Source organism: Mycolicibacterium celeriflavum, assembly GCF_010731795.1.
Lineage (GTDB): Bacteria > Actinomycetota > Actinomycetes > Mycobacteriales > Mycobacteriaceae > Mycobacterium > Mycobacterium celeriflavum.
On the sequence record NZ_AP022591.1, the window covers coordinates 4,950,257 to 4,969,261 of the forward strand.

The following is a 19,005-nucleotide window of genomic DNA, read 5'->3' on the forward strand; positions in this document are numbered from 1 at the left end:
ATGTACATCGACTATGAGGTCGCCGACCGCATCGCGACCATCACGTTGAACCGGCCCGAAGCCGCCAATGCGCAGAACCCGGAGCTGCTCGACGAACTCGACGCCGCGTGGACCCGCGCAGCCGAGGACAACGAGGTCTCGGTGATCGTGTTGCGCGCCAACGGGAAACATTTCTCGGCCGGACACGACCTGCGCGGGGGCGGACCCGTACCGGACAAGATCACGCTCGACTTCATCATCGCGCACGAAGCCAAGCGCTATCTGGAGTACACGCTGCGCTGGCGCAACGTGCCCAAGCCGTCGATCGCCGCGGTGCAGGGCCGCTGCATCTCCGGCGGGCTGCTGTTGTGTTGGCCGTGCGACTTGATCGTCGCCGCCGACGACGCGCAATTCTCCGACCCCGTGGTGCTGATGGGCATCGGCGGCGTCGAATACCACGGGCACACTTGGGAACTCGGCCCGCGCAAGGCCAAGGAGATCCTGTTCACCGGCCGGGCGATGACGGCCGACGAGGTGGCCGCCACCGGCATGGTGAACAAGGTGGTGCCGCGCGATCAGCTGGACTCGGAAACCAGGGCGCTGGCCGAGCAGATCGCGAAGATGAACCCGTTCGCGCTGCGGCAGGCCAAACGCGCGGTGAATCAGACGCTGGATGTGCAGGGTTTCTATGCGGCCATCCAGTCGGTGTTCGACATCCATCAGACCGGCCACGGCAACGCTCTGAGCGTGGGCGGTTGGCCGGTGCTGGTGAACCTCGACGAGATGAAAGCCAACATCCAGTAATCCGTTGTCGGCGAGCGTGCGTGTTTGCACACGACACGCCGCCGATTTTCTGCACTTTGCGCACATTCACGCCGCGCGAGCGTGACGTAATTGCCGGTCCACCCTCGCCACGAAATCCCATGCTCGGTGACGCACGTCGTCGAACACGATCGCGATGATGATCCAACCGATGTCATGCAACGCGAGTCGACGACGACGGTCGTTGCGGACTGCGTCCGGGTCGGCGTGCCAATCGACTCCGTCGTACTCCACTGCGACGCGAAACTCGGGCCACGCGAAATCGAGGCGGCGTAGTTCACCGTTGCCGTCGACGACCTCGTACTGCAGCTCGGGCATCGGCAGCCCACCGTCGATCATTACCAGCCGCGCCTCGCTTTCCATCGGCGACTCGGCGCGACCGTCGGCGAGCGCAAGAAGATTGCGCACCGCGACGATGCCCCGCCGTCCTGCCTGTTCGATTGCCGCGCGCCACAATTCGCCGCGGGCGCATGTGCCGGAACGGAGGGCGGCGTCGAGAGTCGCCAGCGCGCGGGGCCGACGCAATGCGCGGGCTACTTCGACCGCGGTCCACGCCGGCGATGTCGCGAGCCGCTCGGCCGCCCTCACCAGCGGCGCGCCGTCGCGACGATGCACGACCAGACCGTCGACCGGACGCAGCTGATGACCGGGTGGATTGAGCACATGAAGTGCGGGAGTTTCCTCGGTGTCGAAGCCGAACAGCGCCGCGGCGGTGGACAGGCACACCGGGACGGTGGTGCCGCACGACAGATCCAGGCCGCGCAGGCGCAGTTCGTCGGTCGGTTCACCGATGCAGTAAATCCCGTGCCAGATCCGCTCCACGTGCTGAGTTTTCAGCACTGACTCGAACTCGTACCGGGGGACCATGGCCAAGATCTGGCCGCTGGTCGCGACTCCACCTTGCTCGTCGAACAACTGCTTCAGGCCTGCATCCATAGCGGCAATCGTCGGGCCGACGCGCCGGTGTCGCTGACGCTAGAAGCTCAACCTGTGGATGAACCTGCCCTTGTGCACAGTCGGTGCCGCACGAGCGTGCAGAAAGTGATGAAATTCCGCGGCGTGCCGTGTGCAAACACGCACGTCCCCGACTGCGTGTGGGCCCACGCCGAAATGGGCTAGAGGTAGGCGAGGCGGGGTGCTGAGCCGCGGGCGCGCAGACCCGCTCCGGCCCTCTTGGTGAGTTCCCTTGAGCTGCCCAGCAATCCGTCGAGCACCAGCGCGCGCTTGACGTGGCGGTGCAGGTCGTGTTCGGCGGTGAAACCGATACCGCCGAGCACCTGTTGGCAGTGCTTGGCTGCGGTCAGCGCCGCCTTACCCGCGGCTGCCTTGGCCAGCATCGCGGTCAGGTCAGCGCTTTCCGTCCCGGGCAGGCCGAGAGTCGCCTCGGCGCCTTCGATCGCCACCAGCGTCTCGGCCAGCCGGTGCCGGACCGCTTGAAACGACGCGATCGGCTTGCCGAACTGCACCCGGTCCAGTGCGTGCTGGCGGGCCATGGCCAGCATCCCCCTGGCCGATCCGACCAGCCACCAGCCGACGGCGCGCCGCGCCTCGCCCATCCGCATCAGCTCACCGTCGGGCACCTGGCGCAGCGGCAGATCACCCAGCGTGGGTTCGTTGTTCGCCGTGCGTTCCCACACCACCCAACTGCCCCCGGCGAACGGCATGGGTGGCGTACCTCCCGGCATGCCGCCAATGGTCTCCAGCAGCACATCGTTGAGAACCGAAGCGTGCGAACCGGTTTCCCCCAGCAGCCGGAACACCAGCGGAATCGCCTGGTCGGGCATGTCCGACAGCATCTCGGCCCACCCGAGCTCGGCCAGCGCGGCGTCCAGCTCGGCGCCGGAGGCCGACAGCATCGTCTTGCGCAGCGTGTCCTCGAGCATCGCCAGTGATTCGGCGTCCATACCGGTCTCCACGGTCACTCCTTACCGAGGTCGAGCAGGCGACGGGCGATGATGTTGCGCTGCACTTCGGCGGTGCCGCCGTAGATGCTTGCAGCCCGCGAGTACAGGAACTCCGTCCGCCACGCGTCGTCGTCGAGTTCGATCCTGCCCGGCAACAGATCGCGGACGGTGTCGTAGAGCCGTTGCTCGGCGGTTGCCAGCAGCACCTTGTCGATCGAAGTGTCGGCGCCCAGCTTCTCACCGTCGGCCAGCCGGTGCTGTGTCGCGCGCGATCGGCAGCGCAGCGTGTGCAGCGCCAGGTACGCCTCGCCGAGGTCCGAGTCCGACGCCGTGCCATGGCCTTTGACTTCGCCGATGAGCGCGTCGAACCGCGAGTAGAGATAGGCGATGCGCTGCCAGAAACAGGTCGAGCGCTCGTAGGGCAGCAGATCCATCGCCAGCTTCCAGCCGTCGCCCGGCCGGCCGAGCATGCGGTCCGCAGGCACCACGACGTCGTCGAAGTAGACCTCGCAGAACTCGTCGACGTCGTGCATGGTGCGCAGGGGACGCACCGAAACCCCGGGTGAGTCCAGGTCGACGAAGAACGCGGTGATGGCCTCGTGGTTCGGGGTGTCCGCGTCGCCGGTTCGGGTGAGCAGGATGCAGCGCGTCGCGAACTGCGCGAAACTCGTCCACACCTTCTGCCCGTTGACGACCCAGTTGTCGCCCTGCTGCACGGCACGAGTCGTCAGCGAGGCCAGGTCGCTGCCCGAACCGGGTTCGGAGAAGCCTTGGCACCAGGACTCCTGGCCCGACAGCAGTCGCGGCACCATCTCGGCGGCCAGTTCGGGTCGGGCGTAGTCGATCATCGTGGGTGTCAGCACGTCGAGCATCGAGTACGGCCCGGGATGATCGAGCCCGCGCCCGACGATCTCCTCGCCGACGATGGCGCGCAGGATATCCGGTCCGCCCAAGCCGCCCGCCGACTCCGGCCACCCGTAGCGCATCCAATCGGCGTCGTACAGGGCCTTGAGCACGCGCATGTGCTGGGCTTGATGCGCGTCGAGGGAATGGTCGTCGGCAAGCGGGGTCAGTTCGCCGGACTCGAGCTTGTCGTCGAGCCATGCGCGCAGCGCCGTGCGGAACGCGGCGGGCTCGAAGTGGTTGTCCGTCATCCCGCTTCGGGCCGTCCGATCGCGTGCGGGCGGCCGGAGTCATGCTCGCCGCTGCGCCGAATGAACGTCATGGCACGGGTTTTCAGCCGCCAGCCGTCGTCGGTGCGGACGTAGGTGTCGTTGTAGTAGCCGATGCGCATGTCGTGTTTGGAGTGCTCGATGAAGCACAACGGCTGGGTGCCGGTCGCCTTGTCGGGGTCGTTCTGGTCCAGGTGCACCAGCGACGTGCCCGTCATGAACAGTCCCTTGGGGGCGGCGTCGACCAGTTCGGGGAAGCGGTTCAGCGTGTAGGTCGAGCCGAAGGCGCTGTACGTGCCGTCCGGGGTGAACACCGAGATCAGCCCCTCGATGTCGCCCTGGGTGATGGTGACGGCGTACTTCGCCAGCAGCTGCTGGATCTCGACCAGGTCATCGGTCCGGGCCGAGGCCGGAGGCCGATCATCAGAGGTAGTCATTCTTGAAGACCTTACCGCCCTTCATTACAAAGTTGACATCGCGTGTAACGCTGATGTCGGTCAGTGGGTCGCCGGGCACCGCGATGATGTCGGCGAGAAAGCCTTCCGCGATGCGGCCCAGGTCCGGCTTGCTGATCAGGTCGGCGGCGACGACGGTCGCCGCGCGCAGCACCGCCGCGGGAGGCATGCCCCAGTCGACCAGGGTCACCAGTTCATCGGCGTTCTTACCGTGCGGAATCGCGGGGGCGTCGGTGCCGACGGCGATCTTGACACCCGCCTCGTAGGCCGCCTTGATTGACGTGCGCGCCTTGGGGAACATTTCAGCGGCTTTGTCCTGCAACGCCTTCGGCGCCTTGGACACGTCCATCGCTTCGGCCAGCCGACGCGTCGTCACCAGCCACCGGTCGTTGTCGACGAGCATCTGGATTGCCTCGTCGTCCATCAGGAAGCCGTGTTCGATGCAGTCGATGCCGCACGCGACTGCGTGCTTGACGGCCTCGGCGCCGTGCGTGTGCGCGGCGACCTTCAACCCGCGCCGGTGCGCCTCGTCGACGATGGCCCGCAGTTCCTCGTCCGAATAGTGTTGTGCGCCCGCCTCTCCGGTCAGCGACATTACGCCGCCCGAAACGCAGACCTTGATCAGCTCAGCACCGTGCTTGATCTGGTAGCGCACCGCCTTGCGAATCTCGTCGACGCCGTTGGCGATGCCCTCCTCGACCGTCAACTCGAGCGCGCCGGGCATGAACGCCGCGAACATCGTCGGGTCGAGATGGCCGCCCGTCGGGGTGATCGCGTGCCCGGCGGGCACCACGCGCGGACCGTCGATCCAGCCGGCATCGATCGCCTTGCTCAACGCGACGTCGAGCAGGTAACCGCCTGTCTTGACGAACAATCCGAGGTTGCGCACCGTCGTGAAGCCCGCCCGCAGTGTCCGTCGGGCGTTGCCCACGGCCCGCAGCACCCGGGTCGCGGGATCGTCCTGCACCTGGGAGAGGCCCGGGTTCTCACCGCGCCCGCCCATCAGCAGGTTGACCTCCATGTCCATCAGGCCGGGCAGCAGGATTGCGTCGCCCAGATCGATGACGTCGCCCTCCTCGGCACCGCCTACTGTGGCTGAATTGTCGGCACCGCCGACGCCGACGATCGTGTCGCCTTCGATTCGGACCACTCCGGGCCGGACGATCTCGCCGGCTTCGACGTCGAGGAAACCCGCCGCTTTGAGGGTCAGCACGGTCAGACCACCGGCTCCTTGACCAGCTGAATGTATGAGGCACCGCTGTCGAGCACGCGTGGCTGATTCCACACCTCGACAGGAAAACTCACCATGACGATCGACTGGCCGAGGTGCACCAACGCCTTGGCGTCGTCCGGCATGCCCTTGAGCGGGAAGCGCGCATCGACGTAGACCATGATGTCCTCGAGCCTAGCCATGCCGGCGTCGTACAACTCCTGCATCTCGGCCATCGTGGAGTTCAAGCGCTTCTGGTAGCGCTCCTCCTCGGTGGGCAGACACCAGTCACTGAACTTCTCCAAGTCGGCGAATTCGGCAGGTAGCTTAGACATTGGCGTGATCCTTCTCGGTCGCGGCGGCACCGGAGTTGGCATTGGCCGAACCGTTTCCGGCGGCCTTGCTCGCCTTGTACCGGTCGACATACTCGTGTGCCGTCTTATGCAGATGGCGCAGCAAAATCTCCTGATCACACAGCGGGAACTCGGTGACGACCCGGGTGTTGATCTGCGTCTGAGTGGCCTCCAGGGTGTTCGCGTCCTGGAACGCGTACTCCTTGAACGTCACCGCGGCCAGTTCCTGCGACAGTCGCTGGCGCAGGTTCGTCGGCGGCACGAAGTAAAGGTCGGCCTCGAAGATGTGTTTGTCCACCGCCGTCGGCCAGTAGTGATAGGTCAGATACCAGCCCGGTGCCCAGAACAGCAGCGTGAAGTTCGGAAAGAACTCGAACGAGTCGGTGCCCCAGGACTTGTGGCGACCGGGGTTGATGGCCGGCGGCAACTCGTCGGGCAGGATGCCCTTGATGTCGGGCCGATCCCAGGGCCCGAACAAGCCGCTGTGCAGAATCCGCTCGATCGGCTTGACCATGTTCAGGTCCTTGGGCGGGCTCATGCCGCCCCACGACGACACCATCGAGTGGTCACCCTTGATGTCGTAGGCCAGCGCCTCGAAGCCGAACTTGGCCAGCTTCTCGGCCTCCTCCTTCTCGGCCTGCTTCATGTGCAGGATTGGCGCGTGGTAGAACTCGACGAACGCGTCGATGAACAGCTTCCAGTTGGCGTTGATCTCCGACCGGTAGCTGTAGTGCTCGGTCATCTCGTGGAACGGGTAGCCCTCGAGTCCCTTGGCGAAGTCGCCCAGGTACTCCCGCAGCGGCATCGCGTCCTTGTCGAAGTTGATGAAGATGAAGCCTTCCCAGACCTCGCAGCGCACGGGCACCAGTCCGTACTGCGACTTGTCGAGGTCGAAGAATTCGCCCTCCTGCTGGACGAAGGTCAGGTCACCCTCGAGTGAGTAGCGCCAAGCGTGGTACTTGCATGTGAACTGGCGGCAGGTGCCGGACACCTCCTCGCCCGGGTAGTCGTTCCACACCAACTTGTTCCCGCGGTGGCGGCACATGTTGTAGAAAGCGCGGACCACTTCCTGCTTGTCTTTGACGATGATCACCGACGTGCCATGGCCGACCGACGGCATCTCGCGGGTGAAGTAGCTGCCCTTCTTGGGCAGCCGCTCGACCCGGCCGACGTTGAGCCAGGTCTTCTTGAAGATCGCCTCCTGCTCGAGCTTGTAGTGCTCGGGATCGATCGAATCCTCGTAGTTGACCGGCGCAGTACCGAGCTCCGGCCAGTTCTCTGTCCAGCTACCGGCTTCCGGCTTGGGGAAAAACGCCACGATTATCTACCTCTCTGCGTGCTTTTCGGGGTCGGGTTCTACGCCGAAAGTGTTGATCGCCATGGCCAGTGCGCCATAGCAGCCGATCGTGAAGACGAGGTCCATCAGCTGACGTTCCTCGAGGTGTTCGGACAAGGCAGCCCACGTCGCGTCGGAGACGTTGGACTTGTCCTGAAGTTCGTCCACCGCGTGCAGTACGGCGCGGTCGAGTTCGTCTGCGGCCTCGCCGCGCTGCAGGGCTTCGATGACCTCATCGGTCAAACCCTCGTCGCGGCCCATCTCGACGTGGTGCCGCCACTCGTACTCGCAGTTCATCAAGTGAGCGACGCGGAGCACTGCCAACTCCCGCAGCCGCGGCGGCAGCGTCGATCCGTACAGCAGGTGGAAGTTGAATCGCAGGAAGGCGCGGGTCAGCTTGGGGTGGCGAACCAGCGTGGCGAGCAGGTTTCCTGCGTCTTCGGGATTGCGGCGTTCGGGCGCCATGCTCGACAGGGCCTCGTCGACGGCTTCGTCCCACTCGTCTGTGGGCAGCGGCGGCACGCGCAAAGCGCCTCCTTCCTGTGTCCTCTCGGCGATGAGAATCAGGTTCTCATATTTCGCCAATAGATTTCCACCTTTCGCGCGAATGGTCAACGTGTGACGCCGGAACGGGTGGTCACGACGGTGCCGCGCGGAACCCAACACTGCTGCCAGAGGGGCCTAGGGTGGCTTTCGGACATTGATTCTCGTACGGTGAGAAGATAGTTTCCTCACATTGAGAACAGCGTGATGGATAGCCTCGGAGGATGCAACGAAAGGAACGGGCATGAACAAGGACGAGATGATCTTGATCAGCGTTGATGATCACATCGTCGAGCCGCCCGATATGTTCAAGAATCATCTGCCGAAGAAGTACATCGATGAGGCGCCGCGGTTGGTGCATAACCCGGATGGTTCGGATACCTGGCAGTTTCGTGACACGGTGATTCCGAATGTGGCGCTCAATGCGGTGGCGGGGCGTCCGAAGGAGGAGTACGGGCTGGAGCCCCAGGGGTTGGATGAGATCCGGCCGGGGTGTTGGCAGGTTGATGAGCGGGTCAAGGACATGAACGCCGGGGGCATCCTGGGGTCGATGTGTTTTCCGTCGTTTCCGGGGTTTGCCGGTCGGTTGTTCGCCACTGAGGATGCGGAGTTCTCGTTGGCGTTGGTGCAGGCCTATAACGACTGGCATGTGTTGGAGTGGTGCGGGGCGTATCCGGCGCGGTTCATTCCGATGACGTTGCCGGTGATCTGGGATCCCCAGGCGTGTGCGGCCGAGATTCGGCGCAATGCTGAGCGGGGGGTGCATTCGTTGACGTTCACCGAGAATCCGTCGGCGATGGGCTATCCGAGTTTTCATGATTTTGATCATTGGAAGCCGATGTGGGATGCGCTGGTGGATACCGACACGGTGCTCAATGTGCACATCGGTTCGTCGGGGCGGTTGGCGATCACCGCCCCGGATGCGCCGATGGATGTGATGATCACCCTGCAGCCGATGAACATTGTGCAGGCCGCGGCGGATTTGTTGTGGTCGCGTCCGATCAAGGAGTATCCCGATCTGAAGATCGCGCTGTCGGAGGGTGGGACGGGCTGGATCCCGTATTTCTTGGAGCGGGTGGATCGCACCTATGAGATGCACTCGACGTGGACGGGTCAGGACTTCGGCGGCAAGCTGCCTTCTGAGGTGTTCCGTGAGCACTTCTTGACCTGCTTCATCGCCGACCCGGTCGGAGTGGCCACCCGCGACAAGATCGGGGTGGACAACATCTGTTGGGAAGCCGACTATCCGCACTCCGATTCGATGTGGCCGGGCGCGCCTGAGCAACTCGATGAGGTGCTGAAGGCCAACAACGTGGCTGATGACGAGATCAACAAGATGACGTTCGAGAACGCCATGCGCTGGTATCACTGGGACCCGTTCAGTCACATCACCCGCGAACAAGCCACCGTCGGCGCCCTACGCAAAGCCGCCGAAGGACACGACGTCTCCATCCAAGCCCTGTCGAAGAAGGAGAAGACCGGCGCGAATTTCGCGGACTTCGCCGCCAAGGCCAAACAGCTGACCGGCAACAAGGACTGAACATGGGACGGTCCTCCGGTCGACGACCGGGGGAGCGTCTCGAAGTGCGCCGGTGCGGGAAGGGCGTTCGCGCGCCGGCGCACTGACGTGTGCGCCATTGAGCAGAGGAGAACAGACGTGGCAGACGTGTCTGGGGGGATGACGTTCGAGCTGAGCGAGGATCAGCAGATCATCCGCAAGTCCGTCGCCGAACTGTGCAGCAGGTTCGACGACGAGTACTGGATGAAGAAGGACCTGGCGCACGAGTTCCCGCAGGAGTTCTACGACGCGATTGCCTCCGGTGGGTGGCTGGGCATGACTATCCCGGAGGCATACGGCGGGCATGGGCTGGGCATCACCGAGGCCACGCTGCTGCTGGAAGAGGTTGCCCGATCCGGTGCGGCGATGAACGGCGCCAGCGCGATTCATCTGACGATCTTCGGGATGCAACCGGTCGTCAAACACGGCTCCGACGAACTCAAGGCCGCGACGCTGCCGCGTATCGTCAACGGCGACCTGCACGTCTGCTTCGGCGTCACCGAACCCGGTGCGGGACTGGATACTTCGCGGATCACCACGTTCGCCAAACGGGAGGGGGGCCACTACCGCGTCAACGGCCGCAAGGTGTGGATCTCCAAAGCGCTGGAGTCGGAGAAGATCCTGCTGCTCACGCGGACCACGCCCTTCGACGAGGTCAGCAAGAAGACCGACGGTATGACGTTGTTCCTCACCGACCTCGACCGCGACCACGTCGACATCCGGCCGATCAAGAAGATGGGCCGCAACGCCGTCAGCTCCAACGAGGTGTTCATCGACGACCTGATGGTCCCGGTGGGTGACCGTGTCGGCGAAGAAGGCAAGGGCTTCAAATACATCCTCGACGGGCTGAACCCCGAGCGGATGTTGATCGCCGCCGAAGCGCTGGGCATCGGGCGGGTCGCGCTCGAGAAGGCGGTCAAGTACGGCAATGAGCGGCACGTGTTCAACCGGCCGATCGGCATGAACCAGGGCCTGCAGTTCCCGCTCGCCGACTCGTTGGCCCGACTGGACGCCGCCGAGTTGGTGCTCCGCAAGGCCACCTGGCTCTACGACAACGGCAAACCCTGTGGGCGGGAGGCGAACACCGCGAAATACCTGTGCGCCGACGCCGGCTTCGGTGCCGCCGACCGCGCACTGCAGTTGCACGGCGGCATGGGGTATTCGGAGGAATATCACGTGTCGCGATACTTCCGCGAGTCCCGGCTGATGAAGATCGCACCGGTGAGCCAGGAGATGATCCTGAACTTCCTGGGCGAGCACGTCCTGGGCCTTCCGCGGAGCTATTGACAAGACCGCCAATGACGATGGAGAGCACCACCGAATGAGCAACTACTTCGATCTGACCGGCCGTTCGGCGCTGGTGACCGGCGCTGCCGGCGGCATCGGCTCCGCCGTGGCGCAGGCGCTGGCCGACGCGGGCGCGGCCGTGCTCGTCACCGACGTGGACAAGGACGCCGCCGCCGCTGTCGCCGAACGGATCTCGGGAAGCGGTAAGCGCGCGGAAGCCGCGGTCCTCGACGTGTCGGACCGCGAGTCCGCCGACGCCGCCGCTGCGCAAGCCGCTGCGCTGGCCGACGGCAAGCTGCACATCGTGATCAACAACGCCGGCGTCACCAAGCCGGCGATGTTCGAGAAGACGACGCAAGAGGCCTTCCGCCTGCTGTTCGACATCCACGTGATGGGTGCCTTCAACGTCACCCAGGCGGCGCTGCCGCACATTCCGACCGACGGCACCGGGCGCATCGTCAACGTCACGTCCGCCGCGGGTCTCACCGGCACCCTCGGTCAGGTCAACTACTCGGCGGCCAAGGCGGGCATCATCGGGTTCACCAAATCGCTTGCGCGAGAGCTCGCGACGAAGAGCATCATGGTCAACGCGCTGGCTCCGCTGGCGGCCACGCCGATGACCGAGACCATCCGGACGAACGAGAAGTTCGCGGCGAACATGATGAACCGCATCCCGATGAAGCGGTGGGCCGAACCTTCGGAGGTCGCGGGAGCATTCGTGTTCATGGCGTCCGATGCGGCGTCCTACATCACCGGGCAGGTGCTGCCGGTCGACGGCGGCATGGTCATGTGACCGGGCCGCTGAGCGGTGTCACCGTCGTCGCGATGGAGCAGGCCGTCGCCGCGCCGATGTGCACCCGTGTGCTCGCCGACTTCGGCGCCCGCGTCATCAAGATCGAGAATCCCAACGGTGGCGACTTCGCCCGTGACTACGACGATGTGGTCAACGGGCCCGGGGGCCTGGCGGCGCATTTTGTCTGGTGCAACCGCGGCAAGGAGTCGGTGACCTTGAACACCAAGGCGCCCGAGGGGATGGAGCTACTGCACCGGCTGCTGGACCGGGCGGATGCGTTCGTGTCCAACCTGGCGCCCGGCGCCACCGCCCGCCTGGGTTTGGCGCCCGCAGACCTGGCGGTGCGGCACCCCAACGTGATCCCGGTCGAAATCGACGGCTACGGCCCGGGCGGGCCGATCTCCCACAAACGCGCGTATGACCTTCTGGTGCAGGCGGAATCGGGCTCGTGCGCCGTTACCGGATATCCGGGCATGCCCGCCAAGCCGGGGCCGGCGATGGCCGACTTCACTACCGGCCTGTACGCGGCCACCTCGATTCTGGCGTTGCTGATCGGCCGCAACAACAGCAACACCGAGACGGCACCGTCGGTGGCGCTGAGCCTGTTCGACGTGATGACCGACGTGATGGGCTATCAGTTGACCTACACGCAGCACTCGGGGATCGACCAGGAGCCTCTGGGGGTCGGCTCACCCGCCGTCGCGCCCTACGGCGCATTTCCGACGCGCGATGGGCAGACCGTGGTGCTCGGCACGACCAACGACAGGGAATGGCAGCGGGTCGCACGCGAGATCATCGACCGCCCCGACCTCGCCGACGATCCGCGCTTCGCCACAAACCCGGGCCGTTGCGCACATCGCGGGATCCTCGACGAGGCCATCGGGAATTGGTGCGCACAACACGATCTCGCCGAAATCCAGAAGATCGCCGACGACGCCGGCATCGGCAACTCGCGTTACAACGTGCCCAGCGAGGTGGTCGCGCATCCGCAGTTGACAGCGCGGGACCGCTGGCGCACGGTCGACACTCCGAGGGGCGAGATCCGGGCACTGCGCCCGCCACCGGTGATCAGCGGATTCGAACAGCCGATGGGTGCGGTGCCGGGGCTGGGGCAGCACACCGATGCCGTGTTGAGCGAACTGGGGCTCACCGCAGACGATCTCGAGCGGCTACGCGCCGAGGGCGTGATCGGACCGGCCTACTCGTGACCGAGCAAGTGTTGTTGACGTCCGACCGCGAGGGCGTCCGCACCCTGACGCTGAACCGGCCGGAACGCAAGAACGCGATCAACGCGCAATTGTGGGAGGAGTTGGCCGAGGCGCTGCGCGCGGCCGCCCGTGACACCGAACTCCGCGCGGTGGTGATCACCGGTGCGGGCGGGGCATTCTGCTCGGGCGCCGACATCGGCACCGGAGAGGACATTCACCCCCGTCACAAGCTGCGCAGGCTCACCGATGTCGCGCTCGCTCTGCACGAGCTGACCGTTCCCACAATCGCCAGGGTGACCGGCGTGGCCGTCGGCGCAGGCTGGAACCTCGCGCTCGGGTGCGACTTCGTCGTTGCCACCCCGGAATCGCGGTTCTGCCAGATCTTCTCGAAGCGCGGGTTGTCGGTCGATCTGGGCGGATCCTGGCTGCTACCCAAGCTCGTCGGTCTGCAACAGGCCAAGCGGTTGGTGCTGCTGGCCGACATGATCGACGCCGAGGAAGCGCGGAGCCTGGGACTGGTCACCTGGGTCAAGTCCGCCGACGAGATCGACCGCTTCGTAACGGATCTGGCCTCGCGGTTGGCGGCCGGTCCGCCGGTCGCGCTCGCGCAGAGCAAGGCGCTGCTCAACGACGGGGCCAACGCGACGCTGCGTGAGGCGCTGGCCAACGAAGCCCGCGCGCAACCGGGCAACTTCGCCACGGCAGACTCGTCAGAGGCGTACGCGGCGTTCGCCGAGAAACGTGAGGCCACCTTCACCGGGCGGTGGGCAATGTCCAGATCGGAGAAATGACAATGCGTGAGACCGTGATCGTCGAGGCCGTGCGCACCCCCGTGGGTAAGCGCAACGGCGGGCTGTCGGATATACACGCCGCGGACCTGTCCGCGATCGTGCTCAACGCGCTCGTCGAGCGCGCGGGTATCGATCCCGACATCGTCGACGACGTCGTCTGGGGCTGCGTGTCGCAGGTCGGGGACCAGTCCAGCAACATCGGGCGATACTCGGTGCTGGCCGCGGGCTGGCCCGAGTCGATTCCCGGTACCACGGTCAACCGGGCATGCGGTTCGAGTCAGCAAGCGCTGGACTTCGCGGTGCAGGCGGTGATGTCCGGCCAGCAGGACGTCGTCGTCGCCGGCGGCGTCGAGGTGATGAGCCGGGTACCGCTCGGGGCGGCCAGGGCGACCGGAACGCCGTACGGCCCGAAAGTGCTTGACCGGTACAAGGGTTTCGCGTTCAACCAGGGCATCTCGGCCGAACTCATCGCTGAGAAGTGGGGCTTCTCGCGAACCCGGCTTGACGAGTATTCCGTGCGCTCGCACGAGTTGGCCGCAGCCGCGCAGGACAGCGGCGCGTTCGAGAAGCAGCTCATGCCCGTGTTCACCGACGCCGAGCCCGTGGTCGCCGACGAAGGGGTGCGGCGGGGAAGCACCGTCGAGAAGCTCGCGGGACTCAAGCCCGCGTTCAAGGACGACGGCGTCATCCATGCGGGGAACTCGTCACAGATCTCCGACGGTGCCGCGGCGCTACTGGTGATGGCGGCCGACAACGCAGTGGCGCTGGGGCTGAGCCCGATCGCGCGTTACCGCGCCGGCGCGGTAACCGGCGCTGACCCGGTGCTGATGCTGACCGGCCCGATCCCCGCGACAGAGAAGGTTCTGCACAAGTCCGGCGTGACCCTCGACGAGGTGGGCGTATTCGAGGTCAACGAGGCGTTCGCGCCGGTGCCGCTGGCGTGGCTCGCCGAAACGGGCGCCGATGAAAGCAAACTCAACCCGCTGGGCGGCGCGATCGCCCTCGGGCATCCGCTCGGCGCGTCCGGCGCGGTGCTGATGACTCGGATGCTGAACCACATGCGCGACAACGGCATTCGGTTCGGCCTCCAGACAATGTGCGAGGGCGGCGGAACCGCCAACGCCACTCTGGTGGAACTCATCGCCTGAGAGGAATCCGTGCAAAGAAACCTGTTCACCGAAGACCACGAGGCCTTCCGCGAACTCGCCCGCGACTTCGTCGAAAAGGAGGTGGTTCCGCACTATCCCGAGTGGGAGAAGGGCGGACGCATGCCTCGCGAGGTCTTCAAGCAGATGGGATCGCTGGGCATGCTCGGCATGGCCATCCCCGAGGAGTACGGCGGAGCCGGCGCCGATGACTATCGCTACAACGTCGTGCTGCAGGAGGAGGCGGCCCGCGCGTTGGTCACCCTGTCGACGGTGCGCACGCAGCTCGAGGTGATCCTGCCCTATTTCCTGCACTACGCGAACGACGAGCAGCGCAAACGCTGGTTCCCCGGCTTGGCGTCGGGTGAGTTGTTGACCGCCGTCGCGATGACCGAACCGGGCACCGGGTCCGATTTGGCCGGGATGCGGACCACCGCGGTGCGCGACGGTGAGGACTGGATCCTCAACGGCGCCAAGACGTTCATCACCGGCGGCATGCAGGCCGATCTGGTGATCGTGGTGGCACGCACCTCGACCGATCCGGACAACCGGCGCAAAGGGCTCACCCTGTTCGTCGTCGAGGACGGCATGGCGGGCTTCACGCGGGGCCGCGAACTGGAGAAGATGGGCTGCAAGGTCCAAGACACCGCGGAACTGTCCTTCGTCGACGTGCGGGTGCCCGCGGCCAACGTGCTGGGGGAGGAAGGCGAGGCGTTCGGCTACCTCGGTCACAACCTGCCCCAGGAGCGGCTCACCGTCGCGGTGGGATCCGTCGCGCAGGCTCGCTCGGCGATCGCCGCGGCGATCGACTACACCAAGAACCGCAAAGCATTCGGCACGCCGGTGGCGTCGTTCCAGAACACGAAATTCGAACTGGCGGCCTGTTCGACCGAGGTGGAGGCCGCGCAGGCCATGCTGGACCGCGCGGTGAGCCTGCACGTCGACGGCGAGTTGTCGGCGCCCGACGCGGCGCGGGTGAAGCTGTTCTGCACCGAGATGCAGCAGCGCGTGGTGGATCGTTGCCTGCAGTTGTTCGGCGGCTACGGCTACATGATGGAGTATCCGATCGCCCGGCTGTACACCGACGCGCGGGTGGCCCGCATCTACGCAGGCACCAGCGAGGTGATGAAGGTGATCATCGCCAAATCGCTCGGGTTATAGGCGGGTTTCGGTGCGCTGCTGATCGCCGGCCGATTGTTTCCGCGCCGGAATCCACCGCTGACCTGCGATGTGACGCCGACCTGAACATAATTTCGCTGAGATGCTTGTCACAGCCGGGAAACCTACCTACTGTGTGTTCACTAGGTTGGTTGAACGAAGGGGTCAGGTGTCCGCCACGGAGTCGGTGAGGCCATATGCCACGCTCCTCGCCAAGGGCGAGGACCGCAGGCAGCGCATCCTTTCGGTGGCCGAACGTCTGCTCGCGCGCAACGGATGGCGCAACACGTCGCTGGCGCAGATCGCCAAGGAGGCCGGCGTGACGCCGGCCGGCCTGCTGCACCACTTCGAGTCCAAGGAACAACTGCTCAACGCGGTGCTCGACGCCCGCGACGCCGACGACGCGATCCATGCCGACTACCGCTCCGGCGACCTGGTCACCGAACTGGGCCGGGTGCCCGAACGGTTCGATCGCGCACCCGAGTTGGTCGGCACGTTCACCGTGCTGCTGGTGGAGAACATCGCGCCCGATGCACCGCTGCACGACCGGCTGGTCAAGCGCTACAGCGATGCCGTGGACATCATCGTCGCGATCATCCAGCGCGGCCAGGAAAGCGGGAAGTACCGCACAGACGTCGACGCGGCAGCCAAGGCCGTGGAAATACTCGCGTTCATCTATGGAATGGAGACCCTATGGTTGCTCGACCCCTCAATTCAGTTGGCGGAGGTGTTCAAGGGGTACGCCGAGTCGCTGGGGCGCGAGTTGGCGCCACGGAACTCGACATGAGGTACCGCCTGGATGTCGTCGCACAAACCGTCTCGGACGCGGTGAGGTACGCGGGCGGCTGGATCTACGACCGGGTGATGGCCGGGTGGGATGTCACGGTTCTGGTCGGCGGCGACGAGGACGCGCGCCCGCTGACGATCCTGGGCGCCAGGACGCTGGATCTGGAATCGGTGCTGCAAGACTGGCAGGACCGGCCGCATCCCCAGACGATCGCGGTGGCCGCCGAGATGTTCGAGCGTGATCCGCGCGTGCTCGCCCACGTGCGCACCGCGCTGGACCAGGGCGCCACCGAGGTGACGCTGTGGGGCGAGCGGTTGCCCGCCGAACTCGACAGCAGCGTTGACTCCGTCGAGCATCACCTGAGCGCGGCGGCACGGGCTTTCAAGGTCAAAGCGCTTGCTGCGGCACAGGATTCGGCGGCTGGCGGTGTCGGCTCCTGTGAGACGTTCCGCTGCGGGATGATGGCCTCGGTCGCCGCGGATCTGGTGCCCGCCAGCTAGCCGGCTCAGGCGAGGTCGATGACCACCTTGCCGACGGCGCGTCCGTCGGCGATGTGTCGCAGCGCCTCGACCGTCTGCTCGAGCGGATAGACCGCGCCGATATGCGGGCGGACGCGGCCGCTGACCAGATGTTCGCGTAACTCCGATTCATTGCGGGCGAACTCGTCGGGCGGTACGTCGTGGAACTGAAACCCCAATACCTGCACGCCCTTCATCAACACCAGGTTCAGCGGGATGCGGGGAATGACGCCGGAAGCGAACCCCACCGTGACGAATCGTCCGCCACGGCGCAGCGACCGCAGTGCGGGCTCGGAAAGCTCACCGCCCACCGGGTCGACGACGGCGTGCGCGCCGTCGGGCAGGGCGGCGCGTAGCGCGTCTCGTAAGTTGGCGGTGCGGTGGTTGACAACGTGGCGGGCACCGTAACGTGCAGCGGCTGCCAACTTTTCGTCCGTGGATGCGACGGCGGTGACCGAGGCGCCGAGCGCGACGCCGAGTTGCACGGCGGCCAACCCGACGCCGCCGCCCGCACCGAGCAGGATCAACTCGTCGCCGCGCTGGATCCGCGCCATCGAGCGCAGCGTGTGGTACGCGGTGCGATGCGCCACCCCGAACGCGGCCGCGGTCCGGTCGTCGACGCTGTCGGGAATGCGCGCGAGGCCCGCGGCCGGTACGGCGACCTCCTCGGCGAACGCGCCGCACAGGACGGTGCCGCTGACCCGGTCGCCGACGGCGAATTGATCGGCGTTGTCACCCAGTTCGACGATCTCACCGGCGAACTCGCTGCCCGGGACGAACGGGAGCGGCACGCTGATCTGGTACTCGTCGCCGATCAGCAGCACGTCGGGGAAGTTCACCGCGGCGGCACGCACGCGCACCCGTGCCCGTCCTGTGCCGACCGCCGGTGACGGCTCATCCTGGATCTTCACGACGTCCGGCGGCCCGTACCGCGGGCAGACCGCGGCCCTCACCGGTAGTCGCTGGATTCGGCGAGATCGGCCGCCGAGCGCATCAACTCGACGATGATCGGCCCGTAGGCCAGCAGCTTTTCGTTGTCGCCGGCACGCTGAAAACCCTGCTCCAGCACGATCGCGAGCTTCCACTTGGCCAGCACCAGGTAGTAGTCGAGGTCGTCGACCTGGCGACCGGACACCTTCGCGTAGTGGTCGACAACCTCTGCGCGCGACGGCATTCCGTGCATGTCGACGTAACTCATCTCCGACTTCGTCGGGGCGGCGGTGTCCTCACCCGTTTGTGCTCCTCGCGTGCGCGAAGGCCAGCTCTGCACCATCCATCCGAGGTCGAGCTTGGGGTCGCCGACGGTGCCCATCTCCCAGTCGACGATCGCGGCGAGTTGTGCCGGCGCGCCGTGCCGGTACATCACGTTCGCGAACTGGTAGTCGCCGTGCATCAGCCCGGGGACGAAGTCCAGCGGCCGACGCGCGCGCAACCATTCCGTCGCAACATCGAGGCCGTCGATCTCGCGGCCCTTGATGCGCTCGAAAAACGTGGTCCACCGGTCCACTTGGCGTTCGTGAAAGCCGTCCGGACGGCCGAGATCGTGCAAGCTCCTGGCTTTCCAGTCGACTTGGGAGAGCAGCGCGATGCCCTCGGCGAGTTGGTAGGACAGCCCGGCACGCGCCTCGAGGTCGGAGTCGAACGGCTCCGGCCACCGCCGATCCTCGAGCTCCATCGGCGACCAGCCGTCGACGAAACCCATCAGGTAGAACGGTCGGCCCAGCACACCGGCGTCCGGACACACCGCGACGGCCTGGGTGTGCGGGACGTCGGTGCCGTCGAGTGCTTCGATGATGCGCCATTCGCGGAGGATGCCCTTGTCCCGATCCGGGGGCGCTTCTGGCGGAGGCATTCTCAACACGCAGCGGTGCTCGCCACGGCGCAGCTCGTAGATGACGTTCTGCGTGCCGCCCGACAGGAACCGCGTCTGAAGGGGTTCTCCCTTTCCGGGCAGAGCGGCTTCGTCCATCCAATCGGCAAGGCGGA

General features: G+C 65.8%; 20 protein-coding genes. 10 read left to right on the plus strand and 10 right to left on the minus strand.

The window, feature by feature from the left end; all coding sequences use genetic code 11:
• Complete coding sequence (locus G6N18_RS23825; protein ID WP_083003876.1) at positions 1 to 783, plus strand: enoyl-CoA hydratase; 783 nt, start codon at positions 1 to 3, stop codon at positions 781 to 783.
• A 66-nt stretch (positions 784 to 849) separates the two neighbouring features.
• Here G6N18_RS23825 and G6N18_RS23830 read toward each other — a convergent pair whose 3' ends face one another.
• The 8 genes from G6N18_RS23830 to G6N18_RS23865 form a co-directional block, all read right to left on the minus strand.
• A complete protein-coding gene (locus tag G6N18_RS23830; protein WP_083003873.1) occupies positions 850 to 1,737 on the minus strand; it encodes a type IV toxin-antitoxin system AbiEi family antitoxin in 888 nt (295 codons plus the stop codon).
• A gap of 179 nt (positions 1,738 to 1,916) precedes the next feature.
• Positions 1,917 to 2,705 carry an acyl-CoA dehydrogenase family protein gene (locus tag G6N18_RS23835; protein WP_083004141.1) on the minus strand — a complete coding sequence of 263 codons (789 nt, stop codon included), beginning with the start codon at positions 2,703 to 2,705 and terminating at the stop codon, positions 1,917 to 1,919.
• Positions 2,706 to 2,719: 14 nt separating this feature from the next.
• Positions 2,720 to 3,859, minus strand: a complete 1,140-nt coding sequence (locus tag G6N18_RS23840; RefSeq protein WP_083003870.1) for an acyl-CoA dehydrogenase family protein — start codon at positions 3,857 to 3,859, stop codon at positions 2,720 to 2,722.
• A complete protein-coding gene (locus tag G6N18_RS23845) occupies positions 3,856 to 4,314 on the minus strand; it encodes a nuclear transport factor 2 family protein (protein ID WP_067223134.1) in 459 nt (152 codons plus the stop codon). The genes G6N18_RS23840 and G6N18_RS23845 overlap by 4 nt, the downstream gene beginning before the upstream one ends.
• On the minus strand, positions 4,301 to 5,545 hold the full coding sequence (locus G6N18_RS23850; protein ID WP_083003867.1) for a metal-dependent hydrolase family protein: 1,245 nt from the start codon (positions 5,543 to 5,545) through the stop codon (positions 4,301 to 4,303). The genes G6N18_RS23845 and G6N18_RS23850 overlap by 14 nt, the downstream gene beginning before the upstream one ends.
• A 2-nt stretch (positions 5,546 to 5,547) precedes the next feature.
• Positions 5,548 to 5,877, minus strand: coding sequence for a hypothetical protein (locus G6N18_RS23855; RefSeq protein WP_067223127.1), 330 nt, complete (start codon positions 5,875 to 5,877; stop codon positions 5,548 to 5,550).
• Entirely contained in the window at positions 5,870 to 7,213 is a 1,344-nt protein-coding gene (locus G6N18_RS23860; protein ID WP_067223124.1) for an aromatic ring-hydroxylating oxygenase subunit alpha, read from the minus strand. The genes G6N18_RS23855 and G6N18_RS23860 overlap by 8 nt, the downstream gene beginning before the upstream one ends.
• 6 nt (positions 7,214 to 7,219) lie before the next feature.
• Positions 7,220 to 7,759: a carboxymuconolactone decarboxylase family protein gene (locus tag G6N18_RS23865; RefSeq protein ID WP_067223274.1), complete on the minus strand. Its 540-nt coding sequence runs from the start codon at positions 7,757 to 7,759 to the stop codon at positions 7,220 to 7,222.
• A gap of 259 nt (positions 7,760 to 8,018) precedes the next feature.
• On the opposite strand from G6N18_RS23865, the gene G6N18_RS23870 reads away from it, so the two are divergent.
• The 9 genes from G6N18_RS23870 to G6N18_RS23910 all read left to right on the plus strand — a co-directional run bounded on the left by G6N18_RS23870 (position 8,019) and on the right by G6N18_RS23910 (position 17,001).
• The gene (locus G6N18_RS23870) at positions 8,019 to 9,314 is read left to right on the plus strand and encodes an amidohydrolase family protein (protein WP_163689982.1); all 1,296 of its coding nucleotides are present in this window, start codon (positions 8,019 to 8,021) and stop codon (positions 9,312 to 9,314) included.
• Positions 9,315 to 9,452: 138 nt separating this feature from the next.
• Positions 9,453 to 10,619, plus strand: coding sequence for an acyl-CoA dehydrogenase family protein (locus G6N18_RS23875; protein WP_083006545.1), 1,167 nt, complete (start codon positions 9,453 to 9,455; stop codon positions 10,617 to 10,619).
• Positions 10,620 to 10,653: 34 nt separating this feature from the next.
• A complete protein-coding gene (locus G6N18_RS23880) occupies positions 10,654 to 11,412 on the plus strand; it encodes an SDR family NAD(P)-dependent oxidoreductase (RefSeq protein ID WP_083006547.1) in 759 nt (252 codons plus the stop codon).
• The gene (locus G6N18_RS23885) at positions 11,409 to 12,620 is read left to right on the plus strand and encodes a CaiB/BaiF CoA transferase family protein (protein WP_083006549.1); all 1,212 of its coding nucleotides are present in this window, start codon (positions 11,409 to 11,411) and stop codon (positions 12,618 to 12,620) included. The genes G6N18_RS23880 and G6N18_RS23885 overlap by 4 nt, the downstream gene beginning before the upstream one ends.
• An 8-nt stretch (positions 12,621 to 12,628) precedes the next feature.
• Positions 12,629 to 13,411, plus strand: coding sequence for an enoyl-CoA hydratase/isomerase family protein (locus G6N18_RS23890; protein ID WP_083006603.1), 783 nt, complete (start codon positions 12,629 to 12,631; stop codon positions 13,409 to 13,411).
• Positions 13,412 to 13,413: 2 nt separating this feature from the next.
• Entirely contained in the window at positions 13,414 to 14,559 is a 1,146-nt protein-coding gene (locus tag G6N18_RS23895) for a thiolase family protein (RefSeq protein ID WP_083006551.1), read from the plus strand.
• A 9-nt stretch (positions 14,560 to 14,568) separates the two neighbouring features.
• On the plus strand, positions 14,569 to 15,717 hold the full coding sequence (locus G6N18_RS23900; protein WP_067225232.1) for an acyl-CoA dehydrogenase family protein: 1,149 nt from the start codon (positions 14,569 to 14,571) through the stop codon (positions 15,715 to 15,717).
• A gap of 166 nt (positions 15,718 to 15,883) precedes the next feature.
• Entirely contained in the window at positions 15,884 to 16,501 is a 618-nt protein-coding gene (locus G6N18_RS23905; RefSeq protein ID WP_083006553.1) for a TetR/AcrR family transcriptional regulator, read from the plus strand.
• On the plus strand, positions 16,498 to 17,001 hold the full coding sequence (locus G6N18_RS23910) for a hypothetical protein (RefSeq protein WP_067218958.1): 504 nt from the start codon (positions 16,498 to 16,500) through the stop codon (positions 16,999 to 17,001). The genes G6N18_RS23905 and G6N18_RS23910 overlap by 4 nt, the downstream gene beginning before the upstream one ends.
• 5 nt (positions 17,002 to 17,006) lie before the next feature.
• Here G6N18_RS23910 and G6N18_RS23915 read toward each other — a convergent pair whose 3' ends face one another.
• Both G6N18_RS23915 and G6N18_RS23920 read right to left on the minus strand, forming a co-directional pair.
• Complete coding sequence (locus G6N18_RS23915) at positions 17,007 to 17,972, minus strand: NADPH:quinone oxidoreductase family protein (protein WP_083006555.1); 966 nt, start codon at positions 17,970 to 17,972, stop codon at positions 17,007 to 17,009.
• A complete protein-coding gene (locus tag G6N18_RS23920) occupies positions 17,969 to 18,988 on the minus strand; it encodes a phosphotransferase family protein (protein ID WP_083006557.1) in 1,020 nt (339 codons plus the stop codon). The genes G6N18_RS23915 and G6N18_RS23920 overlap by 4 nt, the downstream gene beginning before the upstream one ends.
• Positions 18,989 to 19,005: the final 17 nt, after the last annotated feature.

Bases quoted from the DNA above. Each gene is read 5' to 3' on its own strand.
- G6N18_RS23825 (WP_083003876.1), top strand. From the start codon at position 1: ATGTACATCGACTATGAGGTCGCCGACCGCATCGCGACCATCACGTTG.
- G6N18_RS23830 (WP_083003873.1), bottom strand. From the start codon at position 1,737: ATGGATGCAGGCCTGAAGCAGTTGTTCGACGAGCAAGGTGGAGTCGCG.
- G6N18_RS23835 (WP_083004141.1), bottom strand. From the start codon at position 2,705: ATGGACGCCGAATCACTGGCGATGCTCGAGGACACGCTGCGCAAGACG.
- G6N18_RS23840 (WP_083003870.1), bottom strand. From the start codon at position 3,859: ATGACGGACAACCACTTCGAGCCCGCCGCGTTCCGCACGGCGCTGCGC.
- G6N18_RS23845 (WP_067223134.1), bottom strand. From the start codon at position 4,314: ATGACTACCTCTGATGATCGGCCTCCGGCCTCGGCCCGGACCGATGAC.
- G6N18_RS23855 (WP_067223127.1), bottom strand. From the start codon at position 5,877: ATGTCTAAGCTACCTGCCGAATTCGCCGACTTGGAGAAGTTCAGTGAC.
- G6N18_RS23870 (WP_163689982.1), top strand. From the start codon at position 8,019: ATGAACAAGGACGAGATGATCTTGATCAGCGTTGATGATCACATCGTC.
- G6N18_RS23875 (WP_083006545.1), top strand. From the start codon at position 9,453: ATGACGTTCGAGCTGAGCGAGGATCAGCAGATCATCCGCAAGTCCGTC.
- G6N18_RS23880 (WP_083006547.1), top strand. From the start codon at position 10,654: ATGAGCAACTACTTCGATCTGACCGGCCGTTCGGCGCTGGTGACCGGC.
- G6N18_RS23895 (WP_083006551.1), top strand. From the start codon at position 13,414: ATGCGTGAGACCGTGATCGTCGAGGCCGTGCGCACCCCCGTGGGTAAG.
- G6N18_RS23910 (WP_067218958.1), top strand. From the start codon at position 16,498: ATGAGGTACCGCCTGGATGTCGTCGCACAAACCGTCTCGGACGCGGTG.
- G6N18_RS23920 (WP_083006557.1), bottom strand. From the start codon at position 18,988: ATGGACGAAGCCGCTCTGCCCGGAAAGGGAGAACCCCTTCAGACGCGG.